Source organism: Pseudomonas sp. COW5 (assembly GCF_026240005.1).
Lineage (GTDB): Bacteria > Pseudomonadota > Gammaproteobacteria > Pseudomonadales > Pseudomonadaceae > Aquipseudomonas > Aquipseudomonas kribbensis.
The window spans coordinates 229,555-246,039 of the sequence record NZ_JAPHVP010000001.1; the positions used below are offsets into that span (position 1 = coordinate 229,555).

At 63.2% G+C, this 16,485-nt stretch carries 2 protein-coding genes; both read right to left on the minus strand.

Annotated features, from left to right (window positions below; all coding sequences use genetic code 11):
* Window positions 1-4: 4 nt before the first annotated feature.
* On the minus strand, window positions 5-15,565 hold the full coding sequence (locus tag OQ248_RS00995) for a non-ribosomal peptide synthetase (protein ID WP_265811808.1): 15,561 nt from the start codon (window positions 15,563-15,565) through the stop codon (window positions 5-7).
* 181 nt (window positions 15,566-15,746) lie between these two features.
* On the minus strand, window positions 15,747-16,481 hold the full coding sequence (locus OQ248_RS01000; RefSeq protein WP_179692104.1) for an alpha/beta fold hydrolase: 735 nt from the start codon (window positions 16,479-16,481) through the stop codon (window positions 15,747-15,749).
* Window positions 16,482-16,485 lie beyond the last annotated feature (4 nt).

Here is a 16,485-nt window from a genome sequence, read left to right on the forward strand (position 1 = left end):
CCTCTCAGGAAATCAGTTTTTCAAGTTCATCTGCTGATAAACGATTGAGAGCCTCCAAGGATTTAGCCAAAACATCATGAACGGGCTGCAAATCGGGTTGCAGGGCTTGTACGGCTTCGCTGAAAGCCGCCAGATCGGCACTGGCGAACAGGCTGGCCAACGGTACTTCGAAGCCCAGCAACTCACGCAGACGCAAGGCCACCTGAGTGGCCAGCAGCGAATGGCCGCCAAGTTCGAAGAAGTTATCGGTCAGGCCGACACGCTCCAGCTTCAAGACTTCGGCCCAGACCCCGGCGATCTGCTGTTGCAGTTCACTTTCAGGCGCCACATAGCTGTTTTGCAGCAGGCTGGCGTCCGGTTGTGGCAGGGCCTTGCGGTCAAGCTTGCCGTTGGCGGTCAGCGGCAGGCTGTCGAGCAGCAGCAGATGCGCCGGCACCATGTAATCCGGCAGGTTGTGCTTGAGCGCCTGGCGCAGAAGCTCACGCCACTGGCCCTGCTGGTCGAGCTCGACCGATTGATCGGCCACCAGATACGCAACCAGTTGCACGCCGCCGGCGCCTGGCTGATCCAGGACCACGGCCTGACGGATTTGTGGCAGCGCCAACAGTTGCGCCTCGATTTCACCCAGCTCGATACGGAAACCACGGATCTTCACCTGATGGTCGATACGTCCGGCGTACTCGATCCGGCCATCGGCGCGATAGCGCGCCAGGTCACCGGTGCGATACAGCCGCGCGCCGTCGTCACCGAACGGGTTCGGCACGAAACGCAAGGCGCTGAGGTCGGCACGCTTGAGATAACCCCGTGCCAGCCCGGCGCCGCTGACGTGCAACTCGCCGATGCAGCCTTTGGCCACCGGTTTCAGGTCGGCGTCGAGCACGTACCAGCCCAGGTCCGGGATCGGTTCGCCCAGCGGGCTGCCGGCATCCTGTTCGAGATCGGCCAGGGTCAGCGGACGGTAAGTCACATGGACCGTGGTTTCGGTGATGCCGTACATGTTGATCAGCTGTGGCGCAGCATCGCCGAAGCGTTCGAACCATGGACGCAGGCTGCGCACTTCCAGCGCCTCACCGCCAAACACGACGTAACGCAACGACAATTGCGGATCCTGTGGTGCGTCGCAAGCGACTTGCATCAGTTGCTTGAATGCCGACGGCGTCTGGTTGAGCACGGTGATGCGCTCACGGCACAGCAACGCATGGAACTCCTGCGGCGAGCGGCTGACGCTGTGCGGCACGATCACCAGACGCCCGCCATGCAGCAACGCGCCGAAGATTTCCCAGACCGAAAAGTCGAATGCATACGAGTGGAACAGCGTCCAGCGATCCTCGGCACCGAAGCTGAACCAGGGCTCCGTTGCCTCGAACAGACGCAGCACGTTGTCGTGAGCCAGCAACGTACCCTTCGGCTTGCCGGTGGAGCCCGAGGTGTAGATCACGTAAGCGAGGCTCGCGCTGTCGGCCCAGACCTGCGGATCGGTTGCCAATTGATCCTGCCAGCGGCTGTCGTCACCCAGCAGCAGGGTTTCGACGCGCTCGGCAACTTCCAGGTGATCGAGCACACCCGGCTGCATCAGCAGCAGGGCAATGCCGCTGTCTTCGATCATGTATTGCAGGCGCTCGGCCGGATACTGCGGATCCAGCGGCAGGTAAGCCCCGCCAGCCTTGAGGATAGCGACCAGGCCGACGATCATTTCGATCGAACGCTCGGCAGCCAGACCCACCAGCACATCGGCACCGACGCCACGTGCAATCAGGGCATGGGCCAGGCGATTGGCACGGGCGTTGAGTTCGCCGTAGCTCAATTGCTCCTCGCCCAGGCTCACGGCAATCGCCTCTGGTGCCCGACGCACCTGTGCCTCGATCAGCTGTGGCAGGGTGCGGGTTTGCGCAAAGGTGGCCGGTGCACGGTTCCAGTCATGCAACGTCGCCTGTTGTTGTGCGGCATCGAACAGGCTCAGATCGGCCAGCAGACGCTGCGCCGGCGAGTCGGCCATTTGCAACAACACGTACTGCAAGTGGCCTGCGATCTGCTCGATCTGCGCAGCACTGAAATGTTGCCGGGCATAGGCGAATTGCAACGACAGGCTGTCGCTCAGGTCCACCAGCACCGTCAACGGCAGATTGGTCTGTTCCTGGCTGCGCGCCTCGTCGAAACGCAAGCCTTGCGGCGCACCGTTGTTCAGCGCCTCCGATACCGGGTAGTTCTCGAACACCAGCAAGCTGTCGAACAAGCCTTCGCCGCGTTGTCCCGACCACCGCTGAATGTCCGCCAGTGGCGTGTATTCGAATTCGCGCATGGCCAGGTTCAGCGCCTGCACCGATTGCAGCCACTCACCGAGGGCTTGCTCGACACGCGGAGTGGCGATTACCGGCAAGGTGTTGATGAACAAGCCGATCTGTTGTTCGACACCTGGCAACTCGGCCGGACGCCCGGCGACCGTAGCACCGAACGCCACGGTCGGTTGCCCGGTGTAACGCTGCAACAGCAACAGCCAGGCGGCCTGCACCACGGTGTTGAGGGTGACCTTGTGCTGACGGGCAAACGCACCCAGACGTTGAGTCTGCTCACGGTCGAGCCAACGGGTTTGCTGGTCGTAACCGCTCTGGCCGACAGTTGCCAGCGTATCGAGGCAGCTGCGGGCCAGGTGGGTCGGCTCGTCGAGGCCGGCCAGACGCTCAGTCCAGAAGCGCTCGCTGGCCTGACCGTCCTGACGCTGCAGCCAGCCGATGTAATCGCCATAACGGCCCACCGGCGCGGCCGGGGTTTCACCGGCGTAGCGCTGCAGCACTTCGCCGAGCAGCTGCGAGTTGCTCCAGCCATCCATGAGGATGTGATGGCTGGTGTAGATCATCTCGAAGCGGTCATCGCCGGTTTGTACCAGCACCAGACGCAGCAGCGGCGCCTGCAACAGATCGAAGCCCTGTTGCAGTTGCTCCTGTGCCAGCCCGTCGAGCGCCTCCGCCAGATCAGCGCGACCGCGCCAGTCATGCAGGCTGAATGGCAGTTCGGCCTGACGCTGGACGATTTGCAGCGGCTGCTCCTGCTCGGAGATCCACACAAAACGCGTGCGCAGAATCGCATGGCGATCGACGGCGCCCTGCCAGGCCTGACGCAAACGCTCGGGATCAAGGCCTTCGACGCTGACGCGCATCTGGTTGATGTAATCCCCCGAACCTTGTTCGTACAGGCTGTGGAACAACATGCCCTGTTGCATCGGCGACAGCGGGTAGATGTCTTCGACATCGGCACCGGCGTCCGGCAACGCATCGAGCTGTTGCTGGTTGAGCGGCGCCAACGGGAAGTCCGACGGCGTGACGCCGGCATTGCGTGCAGCGCAGCAATGCTCGATCAGCGCCGCCAGTTCGATCGCGTACTCATCGGCCAGGCGCGCAATGGTTGCTTCATCGAACATCTCGCGGCTGAACGTCCAGTCCAGGCTCAGCTCACCGCCATAAACCTGACCATTGAGCTCCAGCCAGTTGCCCAGCGGCGCCAACGGACTCTGTTCGTCGCCGGCCTTTTCGCTGGCCGGCGCGAACAGTGCGCCGTCATCGAACTGGCTGTCGAACTGCCCGAGGTAGTTGAACGTGATGCGCGGCGTCGGCAGTGCCGCCAGCTCGCGGCGGGTCGCATCATCGCCGAAGTAACGCAGTACGCCGAAGCCCAGGCCCCTGTCGGGAATCGCCCGCAACTGCTCCTTGATCTGCTTGATCGAACCGTCGAACGACGCGGTCGGAGTCAGGCGCACCGGGAACAGACTGGTGAACCAGCCGACGCTGCGACTCAGGTCAAGGTCGTCGAACAGGTCTTCACGACCATGCCCTTCCAGCTGAATCAAGGTCGAGGCCTGCCCCGTCCAGCGGCAGATGACCCGGGCCAGCGCGGTCATCAGCAGGTCATTGACCTGAGTGCGGTACGCCGCCGGCGCCTGTTGCAGCAGTTGTCGGGTCAGCGCTTGATCGAGGCGCGTCTGCACTGTGCGCGCATCGCGATTTTGCAGGCTGGCCTGCGGATTGATGCACGGCAGATCGACGGGCGCATCAGCCAATTGTGCGCGCCACAGGTCGAGTTCACCCGCACGTTGCGGCGCGTGCTGTTGCAAACGTTCGGCCCAGTGCTTGAAGGCGCTGGTCTTGGCCGGCAGACGCAGGGGCTTGCCGTCGATGTGCTGCTGATAAGCACTTTGCAAATCTTCCAGCAGAATCCGCCAGGACACACCATCCACCACCAGGTGGTGCACCGCCAGCAACAAGCGTTGTGAACCATCGGCCAGGCTCACCAGCAAGCCACGCAACAGCGGGCCTTGAGCCAGATCGAAGCTGCGCTGCGCCGCAAGGCAGGCTTCCTGCAATTGTTGTTCATCGCTGACCGACGCCTGCATCAACAGCTCGTGTCTGACGCTTGTTGCGTGGTGATTCGCGGTCCAGCCGTCGCTCGATTCAGTGAACGACAGGCGCAAGGCATCGTGATGCACAACCAACGCTTGCAAGGCTTGCTCAAGCGCATCGGCCTCAATGCTGATGGCCGGTTTCAGCATCACGGACTGGTTCCAGTGATGACGCTCGGCAATGTCTTGCGCGAAGAACCACTGCTGGAACGGCAGCAACGGCGTGGCGCCGCCGACCGGGCCCTGGTCGATCAGCGTCGCGCCTTCACCCAGCGTCGCGACACCCGCCAGCGCCTGGACGGTCTGGTACTGGAACAGGTCTTTGGGAGTAAAGCGGATGCCGGCCTGACGGGCACGGGCCACCACTTGAATCGAAATGATCGAATCGCCACCCAGTTCAAAGAAGTTATCGCCCAGCCCTACTCGCGGCAGCTTCAGCACATCGGCCCACACCGCCGCGATGCGTTGTTCCAGCTCGTTGCGCGGCGCGATGTATTCGGCCTTGCCGGCCCCCAATTCGGGTTTCGGCAGCGCCTTGCGATCCAGCTTGCCATTGGGGCTCAACGGCATCTGCGCAAGATTCAGCCACTGATTGGGCACCATGTACTCCGGCAGTCCGGCGTGCAGATGACGCATCAGGGTGTCGCGCCAGCCCGCGCTTTCTTCGTTCAACACCACGTAGGCGGTCAGCAGCTTGCCGTCGATCACCAGCACCGCCGCTTCACGGACGTTGCCATGCTCCAGCAGACGCGCTTCGATTTCACCGAGCTCGATCCGCAAGCCGCGCAGTTTGACCTGATGGTCGATCCGGCCGGCGTATTCGATTACGCCGTCGGCGCGGTAGCGCGCCAGGTCACCGGTGCGGTAGATCCGCTCGCCATCGCCATAGGGGCTGACGGCAAAACGTTCGGCGGTCAGCGCCGGACGCTGGTGGTAACCCCGTGCCAGACCGACGCCCGCCAGGTACAACTCGCCGAGGACACCGGTCGGCACCGGCTCGAGGTTGTCGTCAAGGATGTAGCAGCCGAGGTTGGCAATCGGCTGTCCGATCGGCACGCTGTCGCGGCCCTCCTCCACACACGTCCAGTGCGTGACGTCGATGGCGGCTTCGGTCGGGCCGTAAAGGTTGTAAAGCCCGGCAGTCGGCAGTTTGGCGAAGACTTGCTGTTGCGCGTCCGCCGGCAGTGCTTCGCCACTGCACACGATGCGTTGCAGGCTGGTGCACGTGGCGACATCGGCGTCCTGCAGGAAGGCTTGCAACATCGACGGCACAAAGTGCAGCGTGGTGATGTGCTCACGGTTGATCAACGCCACCAGTTTTGCCGGATCGCGGTGATCGCCCGGCGCTGCGACGACCAGCCGTGCGCCGGTCATCAGGGGCCAGAAGAACTCCCACACTGAAACGTCAAAGCTGAACGGCGTCTTCTGCAGCACGCTGTCGCCTGCACCGATGTTGTAGGCCTGCTGCATCCAGCACAGGCGGTTGGTCAGGGCGACATGACGGTTGCCGGCACCTTTCGGTTTGCCGGTGGAACCGGAGGTGTAGATCACATAGGCAAGGTTTTCACCAGTGACCGCCACGTCCGGATTGTGGCTGGCGAAGCCCTCCAGCGATTCCTCGAGCAACAGGGTCTGCACCTGGCCGCTCAATGGCAATGCATCGAGCAGATGTGCCTGGGTCAGCAACAGCTGCACGCCGCTGTCTTCGATCATGTAGGCCAGGCGATCCTGCGGGTATTCCGGATCGAGCGGCACGTAGGCGCCCCCGGCCTTGAGCACGGCCAGCAGACCGATGACCATTTCCATAGAGCGTTCGGCGGCGATGCCGACCAGACTTTCAGGCCCGACATCCTGCGCCATCAGCTTGTGCGCAAGCTGGTTGGCGCGGGCATTGAGCTGTGCGTAGCTCAGGCATGCGTCGGCGTATTTCAGCGCCGCGGCGTCCGGAGTGCGCAGCACTTGCGCCTCGATCAACTGCTGCACGCTCAGGTGCAGCGGGTACTCGGTGGCGGTGGCGTTCCAGTCTTCGAGGATCTGCTGGCGCTCTTGCGCGGCGAGCATCGGTAACGCGGCGATCGCTTGCTGTGGCTCAGCAACGATCGCCCGCAGCAATGCCTGCCAGTGTTCGAACAGGCGCGCAATGGTCGCCGCTTCAAACAAGTCGCTGGCGTAGGTCAGGCTGACCATCAGCCCGGCGGCGGTTTCCGTGGTGTCCAGGGTCAGGTCGAATTGTGCGGTGGCGCTGTTCCAGGGCAGGCCTTCGATGCGCAAATCCGCCACATCGGTGACCGGCGCGGCATCGCGCTGGTGGTTGAACAGCACCTGGAACAACGGGCTGTGGCTGAGGCTGCGCTCTGGTGCCAGCGCTTCCACCAGTTGCTCGAACGGCAGATCCTGATGCGCCTGGGCGCCCATTGCAGCCTGACGGGTCTGCGCCAGCAGATCACGGAAACTCAGGTCACCGGCAAACTGCGCACGCATCACCTGGGTGTTGACGAAGAAGCCGATCAGGCCCTCGGTTTCGGCGCGGTTGCGGTTGGCAATCGGCACGCCGACGCGGATATCGTCCTGACCGCTGTAGCGGTGCAACAGGGTCTGGAACGAGGCCAGCAGGAGCATGAACATCGTCACCCCCTCACGTCGGGCAACCTCCTGCAATTGCGTGCTCAACGCGGGTTCCAGTGGCGCATCAAGTCGCGCCCCACGGTAGCTCTGCACCGCCGGACGCGAATGGTCCAACGGCAACTCCAGCACCGGTTGTTCGCCGCCAAGCTGGCCCACCCAATAATCGAGCTGACGCTGACGCTCGCCCGCCTCCATCCACTGCCGTTGCCACTGGGCGAAATCGGCGTATTGCAGCACAAGCGGGGCCAGCACCAGCGGTTGCCCAGTGCGCGCGGCGGCATACATCGCCATCAGTTCGCGCACCATCACTTGCATCGACCAGCCGTCAGAAACGATGTGGTGCTGAGTGATCACCAGCACGTGATCATCCGCCGCCAAGCGCAGCAGGCTGACCCGCAGCAGCGGCCCGTTGAGCAGATCGAACGGCTGGCGGATCTGCGCCTGCACCCAGTTCGAAAGATTGTCCTCGGTGTCGAGGCTGTACTGTTCAATCGTCAGTTGGCCCAGCGCATGAATCACCTGCACAGTGCGCTCGTCGTCCTGACGGAACGTGGTGCGCAACGGTTCGTGACGCGCCACCAGTTGATTGAAACTGTTCTGCAATGCGGTGATGTCCAGCGCACCACGCAAGCGCAGCGCACTCGGCACGTGGTAAGCGGCACTGTCCGGCTCCAGCTGCCAGAGGAACCACTGCCGTTCCTGGGCGTAAGACAACGCCAGTGCATCACCGCGCTGCAACGCCGTCATCGGCACGCTTTCGCTGTGTTGCAGGGTGGCGCAGGCGGCGGCAAAGGCTTGCAGGGTCGGTTGCTCGAACAGGGTTCGCATCGGCACATCAATTTTGAGCGTCTGGCGGACCCGGGAAATCACCTGGGTGGCCAGCAACGAATGGCCGCCTCGTTCGAAGAAGTGATCGTTGAGCCCTACCGCGCCGGACTCCAGCACGGCTTCCCAGATCTGTGCCAGTTGCACTTGCAGCAAGGTTTGCGGCGCTGCATGGACGCTTTGGTCCTGGCTCAGCTCGACTTTCGGCAACGCAGTGCGATCAAGCTTGCCGTTGTTGTTCAAAGGCAACGCATCTATCGACAGCAGGTGCGCCGGCACCATGTAATCGGGTAGTACCTGTTGCAGCGAAGCCTTGAGCGAGTCCAGCCACTGCCCCTGCGCGGTCGCAGGTTCGATGCCGGCTTCGGGAACCACATAAGCCACCAGTTGCGCGCCACCCGGGAAATCCTGAGCGATCACCGCAGCGGCACGCACGCCCTCCTGCGCTTGCAGACAGGCTTCGATTTCACCCATCTCGATGCGCAAGCCACGAATCTTCACCTGGTGGTCGATACGCCCGGCGTACTCCAGATCAGCGTTTTCGTTGTAACGCGCCAGGTCGCCACTGCGATACAGACGCGCCCCCGCCTCGGCGGCAAACGGGTCTGGCAGGAAGCGTTCGGCGGTGAGGGCCGGACGATCGAAATACTGCTGCGCCAGACAGGCGCTCGCACCAATGCACAACTCGCCGACACCGCCGGCCGGCAACAATTGCCCGGCGCTGTCGAGCACGTACAACGCGCGGCCGGGAATGGCCCGGCCAATCGGAATGCCGAAGGTGTCGCTGGCATCGCTCAAACGGCAATCGTGAACGCTCGACACCACCGTCGCCTCGGTCGGCCCGTAGGTGTTGAGCAAGCGCACATCGCTCAGCCCTGCTTCGTGCCACAGACGCAGGCCTTCGACCGACATGGCTTCGCCACCGACATGCACCTGGCGCAACGCGCCCAGACTGGCGACGTTGCCGCCAGCGCATTCACGCGCCAGCAAGAACCAGTAGGCCGCCGGCAAGTCCGCCAGGGTCACGCCATGGCCAACGATCTCGTCCGCCAGCCGGATCACATCCCAGAGTTCGTCGCCGCGCATGATCAGCGCCGCGCCGACACACAGCGGCGGGTAGCACTGCTCGACAAAACCGTCGAAGCTGAAAGTCGCAAATTGCAGCACGCGATCATCGGCAGTCAGCGCCGAATACTCGGCACCGGTCTGGCAGAATTCGCGCAGCGCCGCATGGGCAATCGCCACGCCTTTTGGCTGACCGGTGGAGCCCGAGGTGTAGATCACGTAGGCCAGGTCATCGACCGTGGCGTGATTCAGCGGATCGCTGTCCGGATAAGCCCCCAGCGTCTCGATGATGTCGCCCAGCTGCAAATACTCCAGGCCAACCGGAAGCGGCACGTCTTGCAGGAGAGCGGACTCATCGAGCAGCAGATCGACACGGCTGTCTTCGATCATGTAGGCCAGACGCTGGGCCGGGTAGTTGGCATCAAGCGGCACGTAAGCGGCGCCCGTCTTCAGCACGGCCAGCAGGCTGACGATCATTTGCGGGCCACGACGCAGTGCCAGGCCGACACGTTTGCCCGGCGCGGCACCGCTGGCCAACAGACGGTGGGCAAGGCGATTCGACTGGCGGTTCAGTTCGTCATAGCTCAGGCGCTGTTCACCGCACTGCACGGCCAGAGCCTTCGGTGTGGCTTTGGCCTGGGCGGCAATGCGCTCGTGTACCAGACCTGTGTACTGCAACTGCGGCGCTGGCGGCTGGCAGTGGGCGAGGATGGCGTGGGTGGTGGCTTCATCGAGCAGCGTCAGGTTGCCGAGGCAGCCTGTGGCGTTGCTGATCAGTTGCGCCAGCAAGTGGCGCAGGTTGGCACAAAGCGAGCGCACCTGGGCAGCGCTGAAACGCGAGGCGTCGTAGCTCATCTCCAGGCTCAGCGTGGCACCGAGTTCGATGCCCAGCGTCAGTGGATAGTGGGTGCGTTCGTGGTTGTGCAGGTTGCCGAAGGTCAACCCGGCCGGAGCGCCCTGTTTCAGCGCTTCGGCGACCGGGAAGTTTTCGAACACCAGCAGGCTGTCGAACAGCGCCGAGCCCTGATGCCCTGCCCAGCCCTGAATGTCGTACAGCGGCACATGCTCGAACTCGCGCAGGGCCAGGTTCTGCGCTTGCAGATCACTCAGCCACTGCCCGACGCGTTGATCCGGACGCGGGTTGCACACCAGCGGCAGGGTGTTGATGAACAGCCCCAGTTGCTGCTCGATGCCCGGCAGCGGCGCCGAACGACCGGCCACCGTGGCGCCGAACGCTACGCAATCCTGCCCGGTGTAGCGTTGCAGCAACAGGCTCCAGGCCGCTTGCAGCAACGTGTTGAGGGTGACTTTGTGCTGACGGGCGAATTCGCCCAGACGCCGTGTTGCGGCTTCGTCGATCACCTCGCGATGCTCGTCAGTGCCATGGCCGGCCACCGGTGGACGCAGGGCATCGGCAAGCAGCGTCGGCGCCTGCAACGGCGCCAGCGCAGCATTCCAGAACGCCTTGCCGGCGTCTGCCGATTGTTGCTGCAACCAGCCCATGTAATCGCGGTAATGACCGATCGGTGCCGGCAGTGAGTGCCCGGCGGCGTAGTGGGAAATCACCTCGCCCAGCAACTGCGCATTACTCCAGCCGTCCATCAGGATGTGATGGCTGGTGTAGATCAAATGCCAGCGATCGGCGCCGGTGCGCACCAGTTTCAGGCGCAGCAACGGCGCGCAGTCGAGTTCGAAACCCTGCGCCCGCTCAGTCTCGGCCAGCGCATCGGTGTCCGTGTTTTCCAGCACCTGCAGCGGCAGTTGCACCTGGCGGCTGATCACCTGATGGGCGCTGTCCAGGCCTTGCCAGTGGAAGCTGCTGCGCAGCACATCATGACGCGCCAGCGCCGCTTGCCAGGCGCCGGCAAAACGCTGCGGATCAAGGCCCTGGATGTCCAGGCGCATCTGGCTGATGTACGCCTCGGCCTGCGGTTCGTACAGGGTGTGGAACAACATGCCCTGCTGCATCGGCGACAGCGGATAGACATCTTCGATGTCGGCAGCGGCGACCGGCAACGCATCCAGTTGCGCCTGGCTGATGCGCGCCAACGGGAAGTCCGAAGGCGTGGCGTGCGCGGTGTCGAGGGCGCAGCAGTGCTCGATCAGTGCCGTCAGTTCGGCTGCGTAGCGATCAGCCAGGCTCTGCACGGTGGCGCTGTCGAACATCTGCGAACTGAAGCCCCAACTCAGGCTCAATTCGCCGCCATAGACCTGGCCTTCGACCGTCAGCCAGTTATCCAGCGGGGCCTGGGAATCCTGGGCGACACCGCCGGACTCGGCGGATGGCACCAGCAGCGCCTGCTCATCGAACTGGCGATCGAACTGTCCCAGGTAGTTGAAGGTAATGCGCGGCGGTGGCAGCAACGCCAGCTCTTCGCGCACCGACGGCGCCGCCAGATAACGCAGCACGCCGTAACCCAGACCTTTGTCCGGCACCGCACGCAGTTGTTCCTTGATCGCCTTGATCGAACCGTCGAGATCCTCGGTCGCCACCAGATTGACGGCGAACAGGCTGGTGAACCAGCCGATGCTGCGCGTCAGGTCGATGTCGTCGAACAGGTCTTCACGGCCATGGCCTTCCAGTTGAATCAGGGTGCCCGGCTGACCGCTCCAGCCACTGATGGTGCGCGCCAGCGCCGTCAGCAACAGATCGTTGACCTGCGTGCGATACGCCGCCGGTGCCTGCTGCAGCAGTTGGCGAGTGCGCCCGGCGTCCAGACGCCATTCGATCTTCTGTCCGAAACGGTTTTCCAGGCTGCCTTCAGGACGTTCGCACGGCAGATCCTGCGCGGTGTTGTGCTGGGCTTTCCAGTAAGCCAGTTGATCGTCGAAGCGCGACGCCTCGGTGCTCAGGCGTGCAGTCCAGTTCTTGAACGCGCTGGTTTTGGCCGGCAATTGCACGCCACCGCCCGCCGCGAGCTGTTCGTAGGCTTGCTGCAGATCTTCCAGCAACACACGCCACGACACGCCGTCGACCACCAGGTGATGGACGATCAGCGACAGGCGCTGACTGCCATCGGCCATGGTCACCAACACCGCGCGCAACAACGGCCCGTTAGCCAGATCAAGGCTACGTTGGGCTTCGTCGCAATGGGCAGTCAGTTGCCCGGCGGTCTCGGCCGTTCGCTGCCACAGGTCAGCGCGTTCGACCTGTGCGGCGTACGCTTGCTGCCAGCCTTCGGCGCCCTCGACAAAACGCAGGCGCAAGGCATCGTGATGATTGATCACATGGGTCAACGCGGCGTCGAGCCATTGAGCATTCAGCGTCTCGCGCGGGGTCAGCAACAGGGACTGGTTCCAGTGCTCACGCTGCGGCATCGCCCGGCTGAAGAACTGTTGCTGGATCGGCCCCAACAAGGCCTCGCCCGTCGCCGGCGCCTGATCCACCGAACTGTGGCTGTCGAAGATCGCGACCAGCGCCAGACTGCGCACCGTCTGATACTGGAACAGATCGCGCGGGCTGATACGGATCCCGGCCTGCCGAGCGCGGCTGACCACTTGAATCGAAATGATCGAATCGCCACCCAGCTCGAAGAAGTTGTCCTCCAGCCCCACACGTTGCAGGCCGAGTACGTCCTCCCAGATCGCCGCCAGGGCTTTTTGCATGGCATCCTGCGGCGCGACAAAAGTTTGCTGCGGCGCAGCGTCCGGTTGCGGCAAGGCCTTGCGATCCAGCTTGCCGTTGGCGGTGACCGGCAACCTGGCCAGCGTCATCAGGTAAGTCGGCACCATGAATTCCGGCAGGCTGCCGAGCAGCCAGGCCTTGACGTCCTGTTGCCATTGTTCGTCTGTCTGAGCGGTTTCCAGCACCAGATAGCCGACCAGATGTTTGCCACCCTGCACCAGCACCACGGCTTCACGCACCAGCGGATGCTGCATCAGGCGGGTTTCGATCTCGCCCAGCTCGATGCGCAAGCCGCGCAGCTTCACCTGATGATCGAGACGTCCGAGGTATTCAATGACGCCGTCGGCACGCTGGCGTACCCGGTCACCGGTGCGGTACAGGCGCGCGCCATCATGGAACGGGCACGGCACAAAACGCTCGGCGGTCAGTGCCGGGCGCCGGTGATAACTGCGCGCCAGCCCTGCCCCGCCCAGATACAGCTCACCGGCCACACCGCTCGGCACCGGCAACAGCTCGGCGTCGAGCACATGGGTGCGCAGGTTGGCGATGGGCCGCCCGATCGGCACGCTGTCGGCGCCTTCATCGAAACAGGTCCAGTGCGTGACATCGATGGCCGCTTCGGTCGGGCCGTACAAGTTGTAGAGTCCGGCGTTCGGCAGTCTGGCGAACACTTGCAGTTGCGCGTCCAGCGGCAGCGCTTCGCCGCTGCAGACAATGCGCTTGAGGCCGGTACAGGCCTCGACGCCCGGCTCATGAATAAACGCCTGCAACATCGACGGGACAAAGTGCAGCGTGCTGATGCCGTAGCGGTTGATGGTCTCGATCAACAGCGATGGATCGCGGTGCGCGCCCGGCGCTGCCACGACCAGACGCGCACCGGTCAGCAGCGGCCAGAAAAACTCCCACACCGACACGTCAAAGCTGAACGGGGTTTTCTGCAGCACCGAATCGCTGGCATCCAGCCCATAAGCCTCTTGCATCCAGCACAAACGGTTGACCAGCGCCGCATGACTGTTGCCGGCGCCTTTCGGTTTACCGGTGGAGCCGGAGGTGTAAATCACGTACGCGAGGTTCTGCGGATCGACGACTGCCTCGACACGGCTTTCGCTGTAGCGATCCAGCCAGTCGGCTTCCTGATCGAGGGTAATCACCTTCACCCCTGCCGTCGGCAGCGAGGACAGCAACGCACTCTGGGTCAACAGCAAGGTAATGCCGCTGTCCTCGATCATGTAGGCCAGGCGCTCTTGCGGGTACTCCGGATCCAGTGGCACATAGGCGCCGCCGGCCTTGAGAATCGCCAACAGGCCGATCACCATTTCCAGTGAACGCTCGACGCAGATCCCCACCAGGCTGTCGGCCTGCACGCCTTGCTCACGCAGCAGACGGGCCAGTTGATTGGATCGCGCATCCAGTTGCGCGTAACTCAGGGTTTGGTCGGCGAACACCAGCGCCGGTGCATCCGGGGTGCGGGCCACCTGGGCTTCGATCAATTGATGAATCGGTTGCCCGGTCGGATAAACCGCTGTTGTAGCGTTCCAGGCATGCACCAGCGTGTGCTGCTCGTCCGCGTCCAGCAATGGCAGCTCACCAATGCGTTGCGCGGGATCAGCGACCATCGCCTTGAGCAGACGCAACCAGTGGCGCGCCATGCGTTCGATGGTCGACGCGTCGAACAGATCGCTGGCGTAAGTCAGTGCCGCGTGCAGCTTGCCGCCCTTCTCGTAGGTGTCGAGTGTCAGGTCGAACTGAGTGGTGCGGCTTTGCCAGTCGAGGCTGTCGAGCACCAGGCCCGAGGCTGTGCTCAGGGCAGCGATATCGGCCACCTGCGGCTGGTGGTTGTACATCACCTGGAACAGCGGCGTGTGACTGAGGCTGCGCTCCAGTTTCAGCGCTTCGACCAGTTGCTCGAACGGCAGATCCTGATGCGCCTGGGCGCCGAGCGCCGTCTCTTTGATCGCCTGCAGCAACGCATCGACGCGGGTCTGGCCATCGACTTTGGTGCGCAGCACCTGGGTGTTGACGAAGAAACCGATCAGGCCTTCGATCTCGGCGCGATTGCGGTTGGCGATCGGCACGCCGACACGGATGTCGGTCTGCCCGGTATAACGGTGCAGCAGCGCATTGAACGCGCCGAGCAACAACATGAACAACGTGACCTGATGCTGTTGTGCGGTGGCGCGCAACTGATCGGCCAACTGGCCGTCAACGGCGAACTCATAGCGTGTACCGCGATAGCTCGGCATGGCCGGACGCGAATGGTCCAGCGGCAGTTCCAGCACCGGGTGCTCGTCACCCAGCTGCGCCTGCCAGTACTCCAGTTGCCGCGCCTGCTCGCCGGCCTCCAGCCAGCGACGTTGCCACAGGGCGTAATCGCTGTACTGAACCGGCAGGGCTGCCAGCGCCGGCGGCTGGCCGGCATCGAAAGCGTCATAGCTACGGATGAATTCGTCGATCAGCACATTCATCGACCAGCCATCGGAAACGATGTGATGCAGGGTCAGCAGCAATACGTGCTCCTGCTCGGCGAGCTTGAGCAAGGTGACCCGCAGCAACGGCCCGACCGCCAGATCGAACGGCAACACCGATTGCTGTTCGGCGGCACGAACGACAGCCTCCTCGCGTCCGGCCGCCGGTAGCGCGCTGAAATCTTCGTGGTGGATGTTCAAGGTTGCCGTGGCCGGCACTTGCAGCAGGCTGTCATCCGCCTGGCGCTGGAACACCGTGCGCAAGGTTTCATGTCGCGCCACCAGTGCAGCAAACGCCTGCTCCAGTGCTGGCAGATTCAGCCGCCCGGTCAGGCGTACCGCGCCCGGCAAGTTGTAGGCGCCGCTGTGCGGGTCCAGTTGCCAGAGAAACCACATCCGTTGCTGCGCGTAAGACAACGCCTGGCGATCTTCGGCCTCGATCCCGGCAGGAATCGGGAATCGGGCGAAATCCACGCCCTCCTTTTGCAGGGCCGCGAGGAACATCTGGCGCTTTTCCAGGGGCAACCCGATAAACCGGCGAGCAAGTTTCAAGGAGTCTTCAGCATTCATTTCTTAGCATCCGGATCAGTAGGCAGGAAGCACAAAGGCACGTCGTCCCTATAAAACGAATGCACACCGGAAAAATTAGCGAATGAGAAGAACTATCAGGAGGGAAACAGGCGGGAATTTTCAGACAGGCAGAAAACCCTGCGGACGCGAGCCAGCTCGCTCACGCAGGGTTTCCAGTTGTTCAGGCAATGGCAGGCATCGAGTGCCGGCGGTGATGCACGTCGAGCTGGTCCTTGATGACCTTCAGCACTTTGGCCTCGTGTTCATGGATGAAGAAATGACCGCCGGCCAGCATGTCCACGGAGAAACTGCCGAGGGTTTCCTTGCTCCAGCCGATCAATTGCTCGGTGGTCGCACGGTCGGTGGTACCGCCAAGTACATGCACCGGGCATTTGAGCAGCGGGCGCTGGATCGGCTGGAAACGCCCGCACAGCAGAAAGTCGGCCCGCAGCACCGGCAAGGTCAGGCTCATCAATTCGGCGTTGGCGAGAATTTCTTCGCTGGTGCCATTCAAGGTGCGCAACTGCTCGATCAGTTCGGCATCGCTCTTCGGTTCGGCGAAGCCGCGATCGTAGTCACTGCGCAGCGTCGGCGCCGCCGTGCCGGAGGCGAACAGCGCAACCGGCTCCGGCAATCCCAGAGCGCGCAAGGCATGGGCCAGTTCGCAGGCCAGCAGCGCGCCGAGGCTGTGGCCGAAAATGGCATAAGGCGCACGCAGGGTCGTTTGCAGTTCGCTGGCCAACTGACGGGCCAGCGCCCGCATATCGGTTTGCAGCGCTTCGCCAAAACGCGCGCCGCGACCCGGCAGTTCTACCGGTTGCAGCGTCAGCCACTGCGGCAATTTGCGGCGCCAGCGGCTGTAGACCATGGCACTGGCGCCCGAATAAGGAAGGCACAGCAATGTCAGCTGAGTCACCCGG

Excerpts from the sequence above, each read along its gene's own strand:
- OQ248_RS00995 (WP_265811808.1), bottom strand. The coding sequence starts at position 15,565 with ATGAATGCTGAAGACTCCTTGAAACTTGCTCGCCGGTTTATCGGGTTG.